Source organism: Epilithonimonas sp. (assembly GCF_032054305.1).
GTDB lineage: Bacteria > Bacteroidota > Bacteroidia > Flavobacteriales > Weeksellaceae > Epilithonimonas.
The window spans coordinates 612,179-631,688 of sequence record NZ_DAMBSX010000001.1 but is presented as its reverse complement, the minus strand read 5'-3'; the positions used below and the strand labels follow the sequence as shown (position 1 = coordinate 631,688).

Below are 19,510 nucleotides of genomic sequence, written 5' to 3'. Positions count from 1 at the left end.
GAGCAATACACTTTTAATGTATGGGTCCTGGGTTCGAATCCCAGCCAGGTCACAAGCAAAAAATCCGTAGCGATACGGTTTTTTTTTGCCTGCGTGGTGAAATTGGTAGACACGCCATCTTGAGGGGGTGGTTTCCTAAGGATGTGCTGGTTCGAGTCCAGTCGCAGGCACTGCAAAAATTATTAATGAAAAATAGAAGGATGAATGTTCTGATATTTTTCAAAAATCAAAAACAAATTTTTAATTATTAGTTCTGAATTATTAATTAGAAAGTGGCCGACCTGGTAGCTCAGCTGGTAGAGCAATACACTTTTAATGTATGGGTCCTGGGTTCGAATCCCAGCCAGGTCACAATTTACGCAAGTAAATTTTTTTCATATTAATATTTTGTGATTTGGTGTAGAAGCTTCTTGTAAAAGAAGCTTCTTTTTTTCAATCCAGATGCAGATTGTCTATTAATCTTACGTTTCCAACATTTACGACTATGAAAGCACGATAATTTTTGTCCTCAGAAATAAAGTCGGCTTCTTTTAATGTTTCTTCATCCGCAATCATAAAATATTCTAATTCCATATCATCTTCTTTATCAAAGATTTGTGATACTCTTTCTTTTATTATTGGGATAGATGTCGTTTTTGATTTTTCATTTACTTGTTTTAATGTTTTGTAAATGATGGAAGATGTCTTTTTTTCTTCCTTGGAAAGTCTCATATTTCTGGAGCTCATCGCTAGTCCGCTTTCTTCCCTGTGAATTTTAACACCATGGATTTTGACATTAAGATCTGAAATCTCAACAAGTTTTTCGATTATTTTCAATTGTTGAAAATCTTTTTCCCCAAAATAAGCATTGTCTGGCTGCACTTGTCTTAGCAATTCCTCAACGACAGTTCCTACACCATCAAAATGACCGGGTCTTGCAGCGCCTTCCATTTCGTTTTCGATACCTCCAAAATCGTAATGTTTTCTTTCCATTCCATTTGGATAGATATCCTCGATCCTTGGAATGTAGACCGCATCTACAAGTTTGGAGTTTTCTAATTTTTTAAGGTCTTCTTCAATAGTTCTTGGGTACTTTTCAAGATCTTCCGGGTTGTTGAACTGTGTGGGGTTTACAAAAATGGATGAGATGACGATATCATTATGTTTCCGGGCTTCCTGATAAAGAGAAATATGCCCTGCGTGTAAAGCACCCATTGTAGGTGCAAAACCTATTTTTTTATTTAATTCTTTTGATTCAAAAATATATTCTGTGAAAGAATTCTTGTCGTAAAAGGCCAGCATTGTTTTTCTTGTTTGTCGGACAAAGTTAACTGTTTTTAATTGTGAAGAGGAAATAATTAAAATGTTTCTATTTTTTCCCCGAATGTTTCATTTCTAAGTATTGAAAATTTGTAAAAATAAATTTTCCAATTATTGTTTTTATTTGAAAATTAACATTTTTTAATTTATAACTTGTTGGTATTTAGCTATTTTTTAGTTTGAATATTAATGTTGTTTAAAATAAATGATTTGTTCTATTTTTTCGTAATTTTGCAAAATGAAGAATTTATACTTCGTTTTAAAGTAAATTTTATGCCTAATCAAAAGATTTTATACGTTACTACGGAAATGTACCCCTATCAGGAAGATACCAATATGGGAAGTTTAGTACACAAAATGGCGCTGAAAATGCATGGTAGCGGTAACGATGTCAGAGTTTTTATGCCTAGATTTGGACAGATCAGCGAGCGAAAATTTCAACTGCATGAGGTAATTAGACTTTCCGGGATGAATATCATTATCAATGACCTTGATCAGCCCCTGATCATAAAAGTAGCTTCGTTGCCGGGCGAGCGTCTGCAAGTTTATTTTATAGATAACGAAGAGTATTTTAAAAGAAAGCAGCTTTATTTTGATGATGAAGGAAAGGCTTTTGAGGATAATAATGAACGAGCGGTCTTCTTCGCGCGAGGTGTTATAGAAACAATCAAAAAACTGAACTGGGTTCCGGATGTGATCCATTTGAATGGCTGGATGTCCTCTCTTATCCCGATCTATTTGAAAACATATTATAAGGACGATACATATTTTAAAGATACAAAGATTGTACTTTCTGTCTATAACGAAGATGATATAGAACTAAATGAAAATACGAAAGAAATTTTGGAGTTTGATAATATTTCAGAATTACAATCGTTAGATAAGCCAAGCTTTCTTAGTTTCGTGAATGATAGCATGAATTATGTAGATGTAATTGTAAAAGGGAATGAGTTCTTGGAAGATAAATTGGAAGAAGCATACGAAAAAGCAAGTGCTGAGAAATCCGATTATTTGAATGCTGATTCTATAGCAAATGTATATTAAATACTAGGTGTTTAAAATGATAAATATTAAAAAAATAATGAAGCTGATCCCATTATTAGTAATGGGAATTGTTGTATTGAATTCTTGCGAAGGAGAATTGGATGATCTTGGATCTCAGCTTGTAGACGGGTCAGGAGCCTATAGTAAAATCTATGCACTAACAGCTTATAACGTAAATAATGGCGATGTGCAAAAAGTAGTGACATCCCAGTATGATAGCGTAAGAATTGGTGCATTAAGGGAGGACGTCTTTGGTGGTCAGAAAGTATCATATATTACTCAGTTGAGATTAAATACCTATGATCCGGATTTTGGAAAAAACCCTGTTATCGATTCTGTCGTTTTAACTCTTAAACCGAGATACGAAACTGCGACAGATTCTTTGACGACTACGACCAACGAAGATTATATTTATCCAGATGGGCAAGTGGCCGCTAAAAAAGTGGTAACAACTTATCCTGTTAGAAAATATGGAAAATATAAGATCAATGGTGAAAAAACACCTTTTACTATAAAAGTTCATGAAGTTGCGGATTTCTTAGGTGGTGCTTCTGATTCTATCCTAACTAATAAAGCATTCGCTTTAAGTTCAGAGATAGGTTCTAAGTCATTTAATGGAACAGTGAACTCTGTTGTGATCACAAAGGATTCTGATGCTTCCGAATTGCTTAATAGAGCTGTCTCTTTCAGAATGGAATTGAAAAAAGAATTCTTTCAAGATAAAATTATTGCTAAACAAGGTAATCAGGTGCTTAAAGATGCAGCATCATTCATAAGATATTTCCGAGGAATCAGTATTTCTGTAGAACAAAATGACGGATATCTTTTTTCAATGGCTCCAAATGATGCAGGAATTACTATTTACTATAAGAATGATGTGACCGCGACAGACGGAACTGTTACGAAGACAAAACAGGAAACTACTCTTAACCTTGGGGCATCAAATGTTCATTTAAGTCAGGTAGTTTATGATAGAGTAGGAACACCTTATTATAATGCCATAAACCCGGCTGTGAAGTATGAGGACCTTAAGAAAAATCCCGGCTTAGCAGTGAACCCCGCGGACAAACTGTATTTACAAGGTATGGGTGGAAGTGGTATAGGAATCAGGATACCACAAAGTACAATAGATTCATTAAAACAAAAATTCCAAAACGATAAAATAGCAATTGTTTCTGCGAAGATACGTTTATATAATAATGCTGATGAGTGGAACAATAAATTTAGAAAACCATCTAGTTTACTTGTTCAGGAGATGATAAAAGACACAGTTCGTTTTCTTCCGGATATGACGTCCTTGGCTTCAGCTGGATATAGTCTTATAAAGACGGCTGATCTCTCTACAAAAGATGCTTATTATGATGTTGGAGTTACAGCTTCTTTGAAAGATATTGTAGAGAAAAATAAAAATGCTCATGATTTTGTCATAAATGTGGGAAGTTATCTTTCCGATGCATCGACTGGGACATTATTAGGACAGGCATATAATGATAGGCCATATAATCCTTTCAGGATCGCATTAAAAGGAACTGATATTAATAGTATGGGTCATGCAATCTCTCCTGATTCTAAAAATGTTCAACTTAGAATAATATATACAAAAAAATAAAAACCAATCAGATATGTGTGGAATTGTTGGATATACAGGTTTTAGAGATGCATATGACATTGTGATCAATGGGTTGCGTCGTTTGGAGTACCGGGGCTATGACAGCGCAGGTATTATTTTAGAAACTGAGAACGGAAATTTAGAAGTTAAAAAAACCAAAGGTAAAGTAGATGACCTTGTGGCAATTTCAAAAGGTTTGAAAACTACTTCCAAAATAGGTATGGGTCATACAAGATGGGCTACACATGGTGTCCCAAGTGACAATAATTCTCATCCACATCTTTCTAATAATAATAAAATAGCAATAGTTCATAATGGTATCATCGAAAACTACGATACTATAAAAACAATGCTGATCAATAAAGATTATGAGTTTAGATCTGAAACGGATACCGAAGTTTTGGTCAACCTTATCCAATATTTCTTGGACAAGGAGATTAACCTTAGTTTTCCGGAAGCCGTAAGATATGCTTTGAACGAGGTCTATGGAGCATATGCAGTCTCTGTAATGCATGATGATTTTCCTGGTCAATTGGTTGTAGCAAGATTAGGCTCGCCATTAGCAATCGGTATTGGAGATGATGAATATTTTGTTGCTTCTGATGCCTCTCCATTTGTAGAGTTTACAAAAGAAGCTGTTTATTTAGAGGAAGGTCATATGGCCACTATTTCTCTCGAATCTGGAATTGATATCAGAACCATAAAGGAGAATACCAAGATAGAACCTGCCATACAAGAGTTAAGGCTTAATCTTGAACAAATAGAAAAAGGAGGATACGAACATTTTATGCTGAAAGAGATTTTTGAGCAATCAAAATCTGTTTTAGATACTATGAGAGGTAGATTATTAGTAGATGAAGGTGTGATAAAAATGGCCGGTATCTGGGATCATTTGGAAAGATTGACCAATGCTGAAAGAATCATCATTATCGCTTGTGGGACTTCTTGGCATGCTGGATTAATCGGGGAATATCTTATAGAAGAATTTGCCAGAGTCCCAGTTGAAGTAGAGTATGCGTCAGAGTTCCGATATAGAAATCCAATTATAACATCTAAAGATGTCGTAATAGCTATTTCTCAATCCGGGGAAACTGCAGATACAATGGCTGCTATAAAATTAGCTAAAGAAAAAGGCGCTTTTGTTTATGGTATCTGTAACGTTGTAGATTCATCTATTGCAAGAATTACAGATGCTGGTTCTTATACACACGCTGGCCCAGAAATTGGAGTAGCTTCTACCAAAGCATTTACGGCCCAACTTACTATACTTTCTTTGATAGCTATAAAATTGGGTAATCATAATGGTAATTTAGGTAAAGCTGATTTCATGAGATTAATTACTGAGCTGGATGCAATACCTAAGAAGATAGAAGAGGTTTTAAATTCTGTGGATTCGGTAGTCAAAGAGATAGCTTCTAAATTTGTGGATGCGACCAATTTCTTATACTTAGGGAGGGGATATAATTTTCCGACAGCTTTAGAAGGGGCTTTAAAACTTAAAGAAATCTCTTACATTCATGCGGAAGGTTATCCTGCCGCTGAAATGAAGCATGGCCCAATTGCATTGATTGATGAAAATATGCCAATTGTTATAATTGCACCTAAAATTGGACATTATGATAAAATTGTAAGCAATGTTCAGGAAATCAAAGCAAGAAAAGGGAAAGTTATCGCAATTATTAATAAAGGTGATGTTCAAGTGGCATCTATGGCAGATCATATTATTGAGATTCCAGAAACGTCCGAGTGCTTTTCACCAATATTGGCATCTATTCCATTACAATTACTAGCATATTATATTGCTGTGGAAAGAGGAGCTAATGTCGATCAGCCGAGAAACCTTGCTAAATCAGTAACTGTAGAATAATTTCATGCTTTGTGAAATATTCTTTAACAAATTACGTTTTGAATAAAAATTGATAATTATTCATAAAAAAAATTATATATTTACCGCTTAATTTCTTTAAAATAGGATGAAAAGGATATTACTTATATTATTATCAACTTCAGTTATAATTTCTTGTTCCAAAGGGGGTGGGAAAGGTATAACTGGTAATCCCGGAATCAAGGGAGAATTGATTCCAAGAGGGTCTTCGAAATCGTTTGTTGCAGAAAGACCATACGGGATGGTTCCAATTCCGGGCGGATCTTTTGTAATGGGTATGGCTGATCAGGATTTTTCCAATACTCCGGAAAAAGCAATGCCTAAAACGGTTACCGTATCATCTTTTTTTATGGATGAAACTGAAATTACCAATGCTGAGTATAGATTATTCATCAATGCAGTTAGAGATTCTATTGCAAGAGGTTTATTGGCAGAAGCAGCTGGTGAAGGTGGAGGAGATGGCGAAGGTGGTAATGGTAGCTCTATTGCAGATTATGCTTACGCAGGTAAGAAAACAGGAGAAGAAGCCACTCCTTACCAAAAATTCTTAGAGTCCCAAGGTGGCAGAGAAGGCGGTTATGATGAATCTAAAAAATTGGATAAAAAAGTTCCACTTACATATAATACTTCGGCTTATCCAGATGAGAAATATGCAGAGGTATTGGAATCGATGTATTTACCTGCGGAAAAGAGAATCAATAATGAAAGAATTATTGATTGGTCAAAAATCAAATATGCTTATCAATGGGAGGATGTAACATCTGCTGTGAAAGATAAAAGTAGAGGTTCTCAATATCTTAAAAAAGAAAGTATTGCTGTTTATCCAGATACAACTGTTTGGGTAAAAGATTTTAAATATGCGTATAATGAACCTTTGTTTGGTCAGTACTTTTGGCATAGTGCATATAAAGAATATCCTGTGGTAGGAGTTACTTGGGATCAGGCCAGAGCTTTTTGTGATTTTAGGACTAAAATGAAGACAGATTATAACAATAGTCTTAAAAAGAAAAAGCAAAAACCAATGAGATATCGTCTTCCTACAGAATCTGAATGGGAATATGCGGCAAAAGGAGGGATTCAAAATGCAACTTATCCGTGGGGTGGTCCATACTTACAAGACGACAGAGGGTGCTATTTGGCAAACTTCAAACCTAAAAGAGGTAACTATATAGAAGATGAAAAAACTGGGAACTATACTTATACGGCACCTGTGAAAAAATTCTCTAAGAATGGATACGGATTATATGATATGGCTGGTAATGTTTCCGAGTGGACAGAGTCACCGTTCAATAACTCTGCATATGAGTTCTCATCTTCTTTGAATCCAAGTCTTTCTGCTAATGCAGCAAATGATGTTAAAAAAACTGTAAGAGGAGGCTCATGGAAAGATGTAGGATATCTTTTGATGACGGGATATAGAGATTGGGAAAGAAAAGATTCCGCAAGAAGTTATATCGGATTCAGAACAATTCAGGATATTCCTTCAGGGTCTGGTAGATTTTCAAGAAAAACCAAATAATAATTTAACTAACTATTACTAACTAAAAATTCAAAAAATGTTTAAAACTAAAGATTCAATCACGAATTTTATCTATTCGTTTGGTGCTGCTATCGTAATTTTGGGAGCTTTATTTAAAATGACTCACTGGCATGTTGGTCCTATCACAGGTAACGTAGCATTGGCGGCTGGTTTGATTACAGAAGCACTAATTTTCTTATTTTTTGCATTCGATCCACCAAAATCAGAAGAAAACTATGCCTGGGAAAATGTTTATCCTGAATTGTTGGATGAGACTGCTGAGAGACAGCCTAGAAAAGCAGTCAATAAAGTAGAGAACAAAGAATTGGAAATATCATTGTCTGATAAATTGGATAAAATGTTGGCTGACGCAAAATTAGACGTTAGCTTATTCGAAAGACTTAGAGGTGGAATTGATAAATTCTCTTCTTCAGTTGACCAAATCAATCAAACAGTTGACGTTTCTGCATCTACTCACAAATATAACGAGCAATTGAATCTTGCCGCTTCTCATTTGGAAAGTATGAATGCACTATATGCACTTCAATTGGAGCATGGGCAAAAGCAATCAGAATTTAGCAAAAAGTATGTTGAAGACATTCAAAAATCTGCTGCACAATCAGAAAAATTCAATGAAGAATTACTAGGCTTGACATCTAATCTTAATAATCTTAATAGAGTTTATGGTGGTATGCTTAGCGCAATGAAGTCTTAATCACGGTCATTTTAATTATTGTTTAACGATTAAATTATTTTATTAAAATGGCAGGAGGTAAACAGACACCACGTCAGAAGATGATCAACCTGATGTATTTGGTCTTCATTGCAATGCTTGCAATGCAGATCGATCAGGAAATCATCAGATCATATAAAGATACCAATCAATCCCTAATGGATACCAGATTGATTGTGGAGAAAAAAAATGACGATATTTTTGAGAAGACTTTGGCTGCTAAAGCTCAAACTTCGCCGGAAAGTTATCAGTCACTTTTCGATCAGTATAAAACCTTGAAAGGCAAAACCAATGATTTGGTAAATTATATTGATGGATTAAAAACAACCATGAGTACAGCCGCGGAATATAATTCTGGCGCTGAGATAGAAGAAAGTTTTGCATCTCTTAATAATACTGAGCCTGCAACCAATCTTTTCTTTAAAGATGGCGATGAAAAAAACATTAGTGATAAATCTAATGAATTAAAGGCAAAAGTTGATGATTTAAGAAATTATATTACTTCCACTTTTGGTAATAATGCACAATTGAAAGCTGTTGCCGATAGAGCTCAGAGACATTTGGTGGCCGAGTTTGCAAAAGATGATAAGAGAAGTAAAAAAGGTTGGTTCCAATATAAATTCTATAACCAGCCATTGATTGCAGCTTTGTCTAACTTAGAGGTTATACAGTCTGAGGCAAGAAATCTTCAGTCAGATGCATTAACTTCTATGCTTCAAGAAAAAGTGGATGCAGATATCAAGTTTGATGCTTATGAAGCTTTGGTTTCAGGACCTAGTTCTGTTATGAAGGGTGAGCCAGCTGAAATTAAAATTGCTATTGGGACTTTTGCTAGTTCTGTTCCTGGTTTGGCTATTAGCGGAGCTAAAGTTGTTAATGGACAAGGAATTATTACTCCAGCTACAGGAGCTGTTGGAGCACAAGAATTTAAAGGTCAGATTTCATTTACTGATAAAAATGGAAAAGTTCATACACTTCCATATGCACATACTTTAAATGTAGTTTCTGGAGCAGAGGCACTTAAAGAACAAAATGGTGCTATCTTGCAAGCTGATAAAATGATGGTATTGTATAGAGGTCTTCAGAACCCTGTTTCAGGAGCAATTCTTGGAGCTGATCTTAGTGCAACTACCTTATCTGCACCTGGAGCTTCAGTTAGCGGAGGGAAAGGTAAATGGATGGTTACGCCTGGTTCTGGAAGTACTGTTAAATTAACAATTTCTGGAAAAGCTCCAAGTGGAAAAGTTATTTCTCAAGGTTTTGATTTCAGAATCAAGAACATTCCTCCACCAAAAGGACAGATCAGAGGAACTAGCTATGCATCTATGCCGGCTGCTTCTATATCTAAACAAACACTTACGGCTACTTTGCCTGATTTTGATTTCCCTGTAACATTCGATGTTGTAAGTTTCAAAGTTAAAGTGGCTGGTAAACCTGCTATGTCAATCAATGGAGATTCATTAGGACAGGCAGAATCTTTAACAAAAGGATTGAGAAGTGGTGACATTGTCACGATATTTGATATTCAAGCGAAAGCCAATGGTTTGAACGGAGTTGTACTTCCTAACATTGGTAACGTTATTATAAACGTTCTTTAATTAGTAGAACATAAAAAACTGATTGATTTTATATTATTCAATATTTATTTATGAAAAAGATTATATATAGTTTAATTTGTCTTTCATCGACAATGTCTTTTGCTCAGAATAGCATTCTTAATGCTAGTTCGCCGCAGACATTCAGAGAAGATCGTGAGATTAAGAAAGATAGTATTGCTTCACCTCTTAAATATGGTTTTATCGAAGATAAAGATATATTGAGAAGTATGGTTGTATGGGAAATTATTGATATGAATGATAAGATCAATCAGCCTTTTTACCATAATTCTGATGGTCTTGTTGCCCAAAATAAATCATTATATCAAATCTTATTGGATGCGGTAAATAATGGTAAGATAAAAGAAGTATATTCTGGTGATGATTTTACAGCAAGATTGACACCTGAGCAAATTGTAACCGCTACATCTGCAGTACAAGTTGCTGATTACTTTTCTCAAACTCTTAATGAGAACAAGATAGAAGAAGGAGCTGCTAATAGTTTGAAAAAATACTTCAATTCGATTCTTAACTCTACAGACGCTGATATTAGCTCTCTTAAAGCCTTTTACGGTGGAAGATTAGAAGATATTTTGCTATTTGCAGATGGCAGTAACCCAACTATAACAAGTGAAACGCCTGTTGAGGAAACTACTACTACCAAGAAAGGTAAAAAGAAAAAAAAGACTACTAAAAAAACAGCTGCTAAACCAGTTAACATTCCTCCAGGAACTGTATTGGTTAAACTAGATGGAAGTTGGTATAAGATCAATAGAAATGATATCTCTGCTAACGTAGATAAAATTGTTACAGGTACTGAAAAAGTGAAAGCTCTGAAGTTGATGGGAATGTGGTATGTTGATAAAAGAGATTCTCAGCTTAGATACAGACTATTGGGAATTGCTGCTATGGGTGAAGACCCAAATGCCGCTAAACTCAGAGCATCCCAAGCTCAGGCATTGGCAGAAGCTGGGCAACCTGTAGAGGCCGCGAGTGGTGGAGCCGCGGACCTGATTGATCTTTTCTGGATATATTATCCTGATGCAAGACAAGTGTTATCTAGTAATTTTATCTTTAATGCTAAGAACACTACATCAGATATTACATTTGATGATGTTTTAAATCAAAGACGTTTTTCATCAATTATCTATAAGTCGGACAATGGTCTAGGAAGAGGTGGAAGCGGAATTATTGATGAATATATTCCGAACGATGCAGAAGGACAGTTGGAAGAAAGTGATAGAATCAAAGCACAGATTCTTCAAATGGAAAATGATATGTGGAATTACTAATATTTCTCATAGTCTAAATAAAAAAACCTAAGTATCTTTACTTAGGTTTTTTATTTTTATGGAACAGGTAGATTATATTATTGTTGGAGCCGGTTATGCAGGGATTTTTTTTGCACATCAATTAATTAAGGAACATAAATCTTTCAAAATTTTTTGTGATAATAATACTTCTGCTTCCCAGATATCTGCCGGAGTATGTAATCCGGTTATTCTGAAAAGATTTACAACTTTTTGGAAGTCACAGGAACAGATAGATTATCTTGATGTTATTTTTGATGAGATTGAAAAATATCAATCCAAAAAATATTTGATCAATGAAAGCGTAGTTCGAATCTTTCATAACGATTCCGAGAAAGTTCAATGGAAGAAAAATTCTGAAAAAGAAAATTTACAATCTTTTCTTAATAATGACTTTATTAAACTTAATAGTGTAGAAAATCCTTTTGGAGCTGGAAAAGTCAATCATTCTTCAAGATTGAACGTAACTGAATTTTTCCAAGATATGCTCAATTATTTAGAAGAGAACAATTACTTAATCAGAGAGAAATTTGACTATGATTTGATTAATACAGAAAACAATTCCTACAAATATCTTTCATTTAAAAACCTCGTTTTCTGCGAAGGTATTGCGAGCAATCATAATCCATATTTCAAAAATATTCCTATCAAACCTAATAAAGGACATTGTTTAAAAGTTAAGCTTAAAGACAGGCCTGAACCATACATTATTAAGAAAAAGCATTTCTTGTTCAATCTTCAAAATGATGAATATTATTACGGTGGAACTTACGACCGTTTTGATAATTCAGATGATATCAATAAAGTTTCATTTGAGGAATTAGAAAATGGACTTCGTGAATTATATAAAAACGATTTTGAAATCAAAGATATCAACTTTGCTTTTCGAGCAACGGTTGCTGATAGAAGACCAATTTTAGGAAGACATCCGGAGCATCATAATTTTTATATTTTCAATGGATTGGGAGCGAGAGGTGTTTACAACGGAAGTTATTTTTCTAAAGTACTTTTCGATTACTTAGAAAATGATATTGAACTCGATTCTGAAATTGATGTGAAAAGATTTTACTGATTTAATTAACAAAATTTAAATTATACTAATTTGGTCAGATTTCAATGAATTGTTAAATTTGCATTTCGGATAATATCTAATGATGATGAACGAACTAAAAGAAACTTACCAAAAACTGATTGATGAAAATTTGGAATCAAAATCGATAGAAGAAGTTCTGGAGATTCTGATAAATACTTTTCCCGATGAAGTTTGCTTTTCTACGAGCTTTAGTTTCGAAGACCAAGTTATTACAGATTATGTAAAAAATTCTGGAATCAAAGTTTTCACACTAGATACAGGTCGATTATTCGAAGATACTTACAACACTTGGAATTTAACCAAATCCAAATACAAACTTCCAATCAAAGCTTATTATCCAAATCCAGATGAATTGGAACCATTCATTCAGGACAATGGACCAGATTCATTTTACAGGTCTGTTGAGAACAGGAAAACTTGTTGTGATATCAGAAAGGTTCATCCATTGAAAAGAGCTTTGATGGGTAATAAAATCTGGATTACAGGACTCAGAGCCGAGCATTCCGTCGCAAGAGAAAATCTTTCTCAATTCGAATGGGACGAGTCCAATCAAATCATTAAGTACCATCCAATCCTTTTCTGGACAACGGAACAGGTGAGAGATTATATCAAGAAAAATAATATTCCGTATAATATTTTGCACGACAAAGGTTTCGTCAGCATTGGTTGCGCACCTTGTACAAGAGCAATTCAGCCAGGCGAAGATTTTCGTGCAGGTCGTTGGTGGTGGGAAGATGCCAGCAAAAAAGAATGTGGTCTCCACGTTCACAAATAACAATTAATTAAGATTAAAATGTCAAAATATCATTTGGATTATCTGAAGCAGTTAGAATCCGAAGCCATTCATATTTTCAGGGAAGTTGCGGGTCAGTTTGAGCGTCCGGCTTTGCTTTTCAGTGGAGGAAAGGACAGTATTACGCTTGTTCATTTGGCGCTGAAAGCCTTTCGTCCTGGGAAATTCCCTTTTCCGTTGGTTCACATTGATACAGGTCATAATTTTCCGGAAGTTCTGGAATTCCGTGACCAATTAGCTGAACAGATTGGCGAAAAATTAATCGTCAGAAAAGTAGAAGATACCATCAAAGAAAAAGGTTTAAGAGAACCAAAAGGAAAATTGCCAAGCAGAAACGCTTTGCAGACTTTTACATTGTTGGACACCGTAGAAGAATTCGAATTTGATTGTTGTATTGGTGGCGGAAGACGTGATGAGGAAAAAGCCAGAGCCAAAGAACGTATTTTCTCTGTTCGTGATGATTTCGGCCAGTGGGACCCAAAACTTCAGCGTCCCGAACTTTGGAATACCTACAACGGAAAAATCCACAAAGGCGAGCAGGTACGTGCTTTCCCAATCAGTAACTGGACAGAATTGGACGTCTGGAACTACATTCTGAAAGAAAATATCCAATTACCTTCGATTTATTTTTCGCACGAACGTGAAGTTCTCAATTTCGAAAACCAATTCATTGCAATGAACGAGTTTGTCAATCTTGATGAAAATGATGTCGTTACCAAAGAAAAAGTCCGCTACAGAACAGTTGGTGATATGACTTGTACTGCGGCAGTTTTATCGGAAGCCAATAATCTGGAACAAGTAATTGCCGAAATCATCACCACCAAAACCAGCGAACGAGGCGAAACCAGAATAGACGACAGAACCTCCGAAGCCGCAATGGAAGACAGAAAAAAAGCGGGATACTTTTAATTATTAATGATGGATTATAAATGATGAATGATGATATTTAGAAGTTCTCAAAATCATTTATCAATTATCAATTATCAATTATCAAAAAATGGATATACTAAGATTCATCACTGCAGGAAGTGTAGACGACGGAAAAAGTACACTGATAGGCAGATTATTATACGACAGCAAAAACATTCTGATTGACCAGTTAGAAGCTGTTGAGCGCGCCAGCAAATTTAAAAACGATGGTGAACTGGATTTGGCTTTGCTCACAGATGGTCTGAGAGCAGAACGTGAACAAGGAATTACAATTGATGTAGCTTACAAATATTTCTCTACTCCGAAACGTAAATTCATCATCGCAGATGCGCCGGGACACGTTCAGTACACCCGAAATATGATTACGGGAGCCAGCAATTCTGATTTGATTATCATTCTGATTGACGCCAGAAACGGAATCATCGAACAAACCAAAAGACATTCGATTATTGCATCATTGCTTAACATTCCAAATGTTGTGGTGGCGATTAACAAGCTGGATTTGGTTAATTATTCCGAAGAGATTTTCAAAAATATCAAAGACGAATATTCAAAAATGGCAGAACAGCTTTCTTTGAATAACGTAGTTTATATTCCAATATCAGCTTTAGATGGTGACAATATCGTTGATAAATCCGAAAACCTGAATTGGTACGAAGGAAAAACTTTATTGGATTATCTGGAGTCTGTAGAATTAGAAAATACGATTAATCTGGATAAAGCGAGATTTCCTGTTCAATACGTGATTCGACCTCAGACAGAAGAACTTCACGATTATCGTGGATATGCAGGAAAAATCACCAGCGGAATTTACAAAGTTGGAGATTCTGTAACGATTTTACCTTCCGGAACCGAAAGTAAGATTTCCGCGATTGAAATCAACCAGGAAAAAGTAGAAGAAGCTTTTGCTCCTCAGAGTGTGATTTTGCATTTGGAAGACGATGTGGATATCAGCCGTGGCGATTTGATTGTAAAATCCGACGACCTTCCAAAAGTAGAGCAGGAATTAGAAGTTTTGGTTTGCTGGATGGGCGACAAACCTTTGAAATCAGGTTCAAAATATCTGATTCAAAATAGCACAACTCAAGTCAAAAGTGTCATTAAAGAAATTGAATATAAACTCGATGTCAATACTTTGGAAAAACAAGAAATAGAGCAAGTTTCCCTTAACGAAATTGTAAAATTAAAATTGAAAACTGCAAAACCACTGGCTTATGATTCTTACAAAGATTTGGCTTCCAATGGCGGAATTATCTTTATCGATGAGACGAGTTTTGTAACAGTTGGTGCAGGATTGATTCAGTAATTTTTAAATAAGACAGATTTTGACATCAAAAATTTCACTTCCGGTTTTCATCAATGCATCGACTAACAGAATCCTGATTGTCGGCGGTGGAAAGTTGGCTTCAGAACAGCTCAATGATTTGATGCAGAATATTCCGGATGCCAATATCAGCGTTCTTGCCAAAAGGCTATCTGATGATATCAAAAACCTGTTGTTGGAAAATACGTCGGTCAAGATTATCAATGAGGATTTTGATGATTCCTATTTGGAGATTGCAGATTTGTTCATTGTTGCGACAGAAGATTCTGCTCAGGACCAGTTGATAATTAATAAAATCAAAGAGAGGAAAAACTTATATTTTGCTCCAAGTCTTACTTCTGATAATGATTTTTTCTTTCGTGGAAATAATGATAATCAAGACAGAAAAAACCTTTTTTTCATTAATGGGGAAAAGAAATGGCGAAGAATTGCAACCATATTTTTCTGGGCATTCGTCGTTTTGCTGATAGGAAATATAGTCTCATTTTACATAGGATTCAATGATTTACAAGTTGCTTATCAATATCTAAATGCCAACACAGACGAACGATTTTTCTGGTTGTTCTTGGTTGGATTTTTAGCACAATTGATTGATGGCGCATTGGGAATGGGCTATGGTGTGACTTGTACAGCAGCGCTTTTATATATCGGGATTCCTTTGCCGGCCATCAGCAGCAGTATCCATACAGCGGAGATGTTTTCCAGTGGCGCTTCCGGATTTAGTCATTACAAATTTGGGAATATCAATAAAAAATTGTTTAAAAATATCTTGATTCCGGGCGTTATCGGTGCCGTTTTGGGGGCATTACTTTTGGCTTATTTCGGAGAGAAATATGCAGGGATTATCAAACCGATTTTGGCCACTTACACATTCATCCTTGGAATCAGAATTTTGTTCAATGCTTTTAAGAAAAACAAGAAACGCAAAAAAACCAGAAGAGTTGGTTGGCTTGCTGGAGCTGGAGGCTTCTTGGACTCCTTCGGTGGCGGTGGTTGGGGACCATTGGTAACATCAACCTTGATTTCCAAGGGGAAAACACCTCGCTACATCATCGGAACCGTTAGTTTGACTGAGTTTTTCGTAACCTTCGCAAGTGCACTGACTTTCTTTTCAGTTATCGGAATCAGTCATTGGCAGTTAATTGCAGCATTGATTTTAGGTGGCGTTATTGCTGCTCCAATTGCTGCTAAATTAGCTGGGAAATTACCTTTAAAAGCAATGTTCATCGGAGTAGGATTAATGGTAATTATCTGGAGCCTGAATGTGCTTTTGAAAACATTTCATATAATATAATTAACTTGGGCAAAACCCTCGCCGCGACTTTCCAGCCGCTCGGGTCGGCTATCCGTTACAATCTTTTTCTTTTCCTTATATGAAAGAAAAGAAAAAGGATTTCCACTACTATCCCTTTTGCAGGTTAGTAATCAATTAGCCAGTTTAGATGTTATAAGAAAGTCAAAATCAATGCAACCACCAATCCAATCGCTGTGAAAGCCATTCCACGTTTGAAAGCTTTGGTCTTAGGATTGAACATCCAGAAACTGGAAATCACGAAAAAGAACAACGAAATACCGAAGAATGTGTTCAGCGGAGAAAGCGTGTCTTTAGATTGGGCCTTGTGAAGCTTCGTCATTTTATCAAGAACAAATGGCAATTCCTTTTTAGAATATTTCGCTTCACCTGTTTTCATATTATAAGTACCCTGCTTGAAGAACATCACATCATCTTCTGTTTTGTCAACCTCAAATCCTTTGATTTTGATTTCTTTGCCCAGTTTCTTCTCGTCCAAATTAGCATCGAATTTCTTCTCGTAGCTTTTTTCTTTTTTTAGAAAATCTGTATCTCTGTAAACCAACAAAACGCCGCTGATAGCATAGACAGCCATTATTCCAGCCAGAAAATATCCCAGATACCGGTGCGTGATTCTCATAAACGTTTTTGTATTCTTGATTTTATCCATTTTATATTTGTTTTTTTAATTTGAAAAAGTGGAGACAAATGTATGACTCCACTTTTATTTTTAGAAATTTGATTTGATATTTTATTAAAGTTTATACGTCAAGGTCATATAAACGTTTCTTGGCATAATAGGATTCGCGGAGTAATTCTCGTGAACAACATAATTATGAGTATCGAAAAGATTCCCTATTTTACCCTGAATCAGGAATTTTTTGTATTCGTATCCAACTGATAGATCAAAGATGTTATAATCTTTCAGTTTAAATATTCTGGAAACACCATTTCTTGCTTCCAAACTGTTTGCTCCAGTTTTGGTATCGTTCCAGCCGGCAAGTCTGTCTCCAATGAAATAGTAAGTTCCACCTAGTTTAAGACCTTTGACCCATTTGTCAAACGTGTAGAAAACGGAACCATTAACTGTAGTTGCAGGCGTTCTCACAACTCTTTGTTTTTCTACATATCCGAAAATCTCGGGTGTATCTTTATAAATAGCGTGGTTGTACGCAAACCCAGCAATGATGGAAATATTTTTAGTAGGATTTCCAGTGATGTCTGCTTCAACGCCTCGACTTAATAATTTACCTGCAAATTCTTTGATGTTGGTATTGCTATTAGCATTTCCCGCAGAATCAAACTGTGCCTGCTGATAGAAGTTTTTATTAAAAATCTGATAAGCGGTTACATTAAAGGCAACCGCATTGTTCCATACATTTTTCTTTAAACCAACTTCAAACTGGTCTATGATACTTGGTTTTAAACCGTTGCCGGTCATCACATCTTGTCCCGTATTAGGAGAGAAGGAATTGGTATAGGTTGCAAAAACAGAAAGATTATCATTTGGCATATAAACCAATCCAGCTTTAGGAGAGAATGCTCTATCCGATGTTGCAGAGTTTGCAGTGCCTTCTTTTGTGTTTTTCAAAAAGTTGGAGACCAGAGTTGTCATGTTTTCTAAGTAAGAATATCTCAATCCGGCAATTACTTTCAGTTCTTTTGTCAAACTGATAAAATCCTGCGCATAGATTCCTATTCTTCTGGTTGGGATTCTCGTTTTTTTGTATCTGTTGGCTGTAGGTATTGTTCCGCCAACCAAAGAGTTGGGGTCATCTAAGAAAACATAGCCTGATGTATCGCCATTAGTACCATAATAATAAGATGTCCCAAACTCAGCATTATTTCTGTTCGGGTCATAATAAGTGTAAGCATCTGAGGTCAAATAATCCGCATCGGCTCCTGCCAAAACTTTATGGCTAATTTTGCCTGTAGAAAATTCTCCATTGATATTAACCTGTGCACTGTTGTAGTTTTGCTCATTATAAGTTCTGTTGAGATTTCTTCTCCATCTGTATCGGTCACTATTCAGGGTCCAAGCGGTACGCTCTGTAGAGAAATAATCTTTGGTGTAATTCTGATAAGTAACTACGGCATTCAAAGTCCAATTTTCATTGAATTGATGATTCACAATAATATCAGTTGAAGCTTGTTTCACATTTTGGTACTGCCAATCTGCACCAAAAAAAGTGCTGATGGGCGAAGTAGTATTTAGGAAATAACTTTTATCTGGATTTTCAAATGTTCCCAGCCCAAAATCTGGTGTGAAATTATTCTGAAGATAATCTGCTTCTACAATAATCTGCGTTCTTGAACCGATGTTAAACGCAAAAGATGGATTGAAATAGTATTTTTCAGAATTCACAACATCACGGAAGCTATTCGCTTTTTCATAAGTACCATTTACGCGAAAAGCAATTTTCTCTGTCAAAGGTCCATAGATGTCCACCGTTGGTTTGTAAGAATCCCAGCTTCCTGCCGAGAAACCAAATATTCCACCAGGTTTGAAAATTGGTTTTTTTGTAATCATATTGATAATTCCGCCAGCTGCAACGTTACCATATAACAAAGCGTTGGCCCCTTTAGCAACTTCTACGCGTTCCAATCCGGAAACTTCGGGATTAACGCCGCTGTTGATTCTCGCCCCGTTTTTATATAGATTTTCTGATCCGAAAGTAAAACCTCTTCCTCCAAAACTAGCTTGGGAATTTCCTCTCGCAGAAGTCACGTATAATCCACTTACATTCTGAATAACCTCCGACAGTTGTCTGATTTGCTGTTGCTCGATAATCTCATGAGTTACAATAGAAATCGGCTGAGGATTTTCCATCGTTGTGAGATTGGATTTGGAAGTAGGCGTTTTTGCCTTGTTAGGATTGCCCGTTTTATGCAACGCTACATCTTCAATTTGCTGAATCTTGATTGTATCGTTATCTTTTTGTCCACCTTTTTGAGAATAGACAGAAATGGAAAGCAAAATAAGACTTGCAGAGATGATGGACTTTTTCATAGTTTATTTAGAATATTTAAAAACAGGGCAAAAGTATGCAAACTGTTAATATCTCCTAATATTATTTTAAATAAT

General features: G+C 35.7%; 15 protein-coding genes and 3 tRNA genes (1 of these 18 only partly in view). 15 read left to right on the top strand and 3 right to left on the bottom strand.

What is annotated here, in order from left to right; all coding sequences use genetic code 11:
* The 3 genes from RTX21_RS02865 to RTX21_RS02855 form a co-directional block, all read left to right on the top strand.
* Positions 1–52, top strand: a tRNA-Lys gene (locus tag RTX21_RS02865) (it extends 121 nt beyond the left edge of the window).
* 35 nt (positions 53–87) lie between these two features.
* A tRNA-Leu gene (locus RTX21_RS02860) sits at positions 88–170 on the top strand.
* Between the two features lie 108 nt (positions 171–278).
* Positions 279–351: transfer RNA gene (locus RTX21_RS02855), tRNA-Lys, on the top strand.
* Positions 352–432: 81 nt separating this feature from the next.
* Here the strand turns inward: RTX21_RS02855 and panC are convergent.
* Positions 433–1,281, bottom strand: coding sequence for a pantoate--beta-alanine ligase (gene panC / locus RTX21_RS02850; protein ID WP_312765195.1), 849 nt, complete (start codon positions 1,279–1,281; stop codon positions 433–435).
* 291 nt (positions 1,282–1,572) lie between these two features.
* Here panC and RTX21_RS02845 point away from each other — a divergent pair, with 291 nt between their 5' ends.
* From RTX21_RS02845 to RTX21_RS02790, 12 genes are all read left to right on the top strand, one after another.
* Positions 1,573–2,343 (top strand): glycogen/starch synthase, encoded by a 771-nt coding sequence (locus tag RTX21_RS02845; protein ID WP_312765194.1) that lies wholly within the window; start codon positions 1,573–1,575, stop codon positions 2,341–2,343.
* 16 nt (positions 2,344–2,359) lie between these two features.
* Positions 2,360–3,952 carry a DUF4270 domain-containing protein gene (locus tag RTX21_RS02840; RefSeq protein ID WP_312765193.1) on the top strand — a complete coding sequence of 531 codons (1,593 nt, stop codon included), beginning with the start codon at positions 2,360–2,362 and terminating at the stop codon, positions 3,950–3,952.
* 13 nt (positions 3,953–3,965) lie between these two features.
* Positions 3,966–5,819, top strand: coding sequence for a glutamine--fructose-6-phosphate transaminase (isomerizing) (glmS, locus tag RTX21_RS02835; protein ID WP_312765192.1), 1,854 nt, complete (start codon positions 3,966–3,968; stop codon positions 5,817–5,819).
* A gap of 106 nt (positions 5,820–5,925) precedes the next feature.
* On the top strand, positions 5,926–7,356 hold the full coding sequence (gene gldK / locus RTX21_RS02830) for a gliding motility lipoprotein GldK (protein ID WP_312765191.1): 1,431 nt from the start codon (positions 5,926–5,928) through the stop codon (positions 7,354–7,356).
* A 37-nt stretch (positions 7,357–7,393) separates the two neighbouring features.
* Complete coding sequence (gene gldL, locus RTX21_RS02825) at positions 7,394–8,071, top strand: gliding motility protein GldL (RefSeq protein WP_089873346.1); 678 nt, start codon at positions 7,394–7,396, stop codon at positions 8,069–8,071.
* A gap of 47 nt (positions 8,072–8,118) precedes the next feature.
* Positions 8,119–9,687, top strand: a complete 1,569-nt coding sequence (gene gldM / locus RTX21_RS02820) for a gliding motility protein GldM (RefSeq protein WP_312765190.1) — start codon at positions 8,119–8,121, stop codon at positions 9,685–9,687.
* A 50-nt stretch (positions 9,688–9,737) separates the two neighbouring features.
* Entirely contained in the window at positions 9,738–10,976 is a 1,239-nt protein-coding gene (gene gldN / locus RTX21_RS02815; RefSeq protein WP_312765189.1) for a gliding motility protein GldN, read from the top strand.
* Between the two features lie 58 nt (positions 10,977–11,034).
* The gene (locus tag RTX21_RS02810) at positions 11,035–12,066 is read left to right on the top strand and encodes an FAD-dependent oxidoreductase (RefSeq protein ID WP_312765188.1); all 1,032 of its coding nucleotides are present in this window, start codon (positions 11,035–11,037) and stop codon (positions 12,064–12,066) included.
* An 82-nt stretch (positions 12,067–12,148) separates the two neighbouring features.
* On the top strand, positions 12,149–12,862 hold the full coding sequence (locus tag RTX21_RS02805) for a phosphoadenylyl-sulfate reductase (RefSeq protein ID WP_312765187.1): 714 nt from the start codon (positions 12,149–12,151) through the stop codon (positions 12,860–12,862).
* Between the two features lie 18 nt (positions 12,863–12,880).
* The gene (gene cysD, locus RTX21_RS02800; RefSeq protein ID WP_312765186.1) at positions 12,881–13,789 is read left to right on the top strand and encodes a sulfate adenylyltransferase subunit CysD; all 909 of its coding nucleotides are present in this window, start codon (positions 12,881–12,883) and stop codon (positions 13,787–13,789) included.
* 88 nt (positions 13,790–13,877) lie between these two features.
* Complete coding sequence (locus tag RTX21_RS02795; RefSeq protein WP_312765185.1) at positions 13,878–15,116, top strand: GTP-binding protein; 1,239 nt, start codon at positions 13,878–13,880, stop codon at positions 15,114–15,116.
* Between the two features lie 19 nt (positions 15,117–15,135).
* Positions 15,136–16,428 carry a TSUP family transporter gene (locus tag RTX21_RS02790; RefSeq protein ID WP_312765184.1) on the top strand — a complete coding sequence of 431 codons (1,293 nt, stop codon included), beginning with the start codon at positions 15,136–15,138 and terminating at the stop codon, positions 16,426–16,428.
* Between the two features lie 151 nt (positions 16,429–16,579).
* On the opposite strand, the gene RTX21_RS02785 is transcribed toward RTX21_RS02790, so the two are convergent.
* Both RTX21_RS02785 and RTX21_RS02780 read right to left on the bottom strand, forming a co-directional pair.
* Entirely contained in the window at positions 16,580–17,095 is a 516-nt protein-coding gene (locus tag RTX21_RS02785) for a hypothetical protein (RefSeq protein ID WP_312765183.1), read from the bottom strand.
* 84 nt (positions 17,096–17,179) lie between these two features.
* Positions 17,180–19,435 carry a TonB-dependent siderophore receptor gene (locus RTX21_RS02780; protein ID WP_312765182.1) on the bottom strand — a complete coding sequence of 752 codons (2,256 nt, stop codon included), beginning with the start codon at positions 19,433–19,435 and terminating at the stop codon, positions 17,180–17,182.
* Positions 19,436–19,510: the final 75 nt, after the last annotated feature.

Excerpts from the sequence above, each read along its gene's own strand:
- RTX21_RS02810 (WP_312765188.1), top strand. The coding sequence starts at position 11,035 with ATGGAACAGGTAGATTATATTATTGTTGGAGCCGGTTATGCAGGGATT.
- RTX21_RS02845 (WP_312765194.1), top strand. The coding sequence starts at position 1,573 with ATGCCTAATCAAAAGATTTTATACGTTACTACGGAAATGTACCCCTAT.
- RTX21_RS02795 (WP_312765185.1), top strand. The coding sequence starts at position 13,878 with ATGGATATACTAAGATTCATCACTGCAGGAAGTGTAGACGACGGAAAA.
- gldK (WP_312765191.1), top strand. The coding sequence starts at position 5,926 with ATGAAAAGGATATTACTTATATTATTATCAACTTCAGTTATAATTTCT.
- panC (WP_312765195.1), bottom strand. The coding sequence starts at position 1,281 with ATGCTGGCCTTTTACGACAAGAATTCTTTCACAGAATATATTTTTGAA.
- glmS (WP_312765192.1), top strand. The coding sequence starts at position 3,966 with ATGTGTGGAATTGTTGGATATACAGGTTTTAGAGATGCATATGACATT.
- RTX21_RS02780 (WP_312765182.1), bottom strand. The coding sequence starts at position 19,435 with ATGAAAAAGTCCATCATCTCTGCAAGTCTTATTTTGCTTTCCATTTCT.
- gldN (WP_312765189.1), top strand. The coding sequence starts at position 9,738 with ATGAAAAAGATTATATATAGTTTAATTTGTCTTTCATCGACAATGTCT.
- cysD (WP_312765186.1), top strand. The coding sequence starts at position 12,881 with ATGTCAAAATATCATTTGGATTATCTGAAGCAGTTAGAATCCGAAGCC.
- RTX21_RS02785 (WP_312765183.1), bottom strand. The coding sequence starts at position 17,095 with ATGGATAAAATCAAGAATACAAAAACGTTTATGAGAATCACGCACCGG.
- gldM (WP_312765190.1), top strand. The coding sequence starts at position 8,119 with ATGGCAGGAGGTAAACAGACACCACGTCAGAAGATGATCAACCTGATG.
- RTX21_RS02840 (WP_312765193.1), top strand. The coding sequence starts at position 2,360 with ATGATAAATATTAAAAAAATAATGAAGCTGATCCCATTATTAGTAATG.
- gldL (WP_089873346.1), top strand. The coding sequence starts at position 7,394 with ATGTTTAAAACTAAAGATTCAATCACGAATTTTATCTATTCGTTTGGT.
- RTX21_RS02805 (WP_312765187.1), top strand. The coding sequence starts at position 12,149 with ATGATGAACGAACTAAAAGAAACTTACCAAAAACTGATTGATGAAAAT.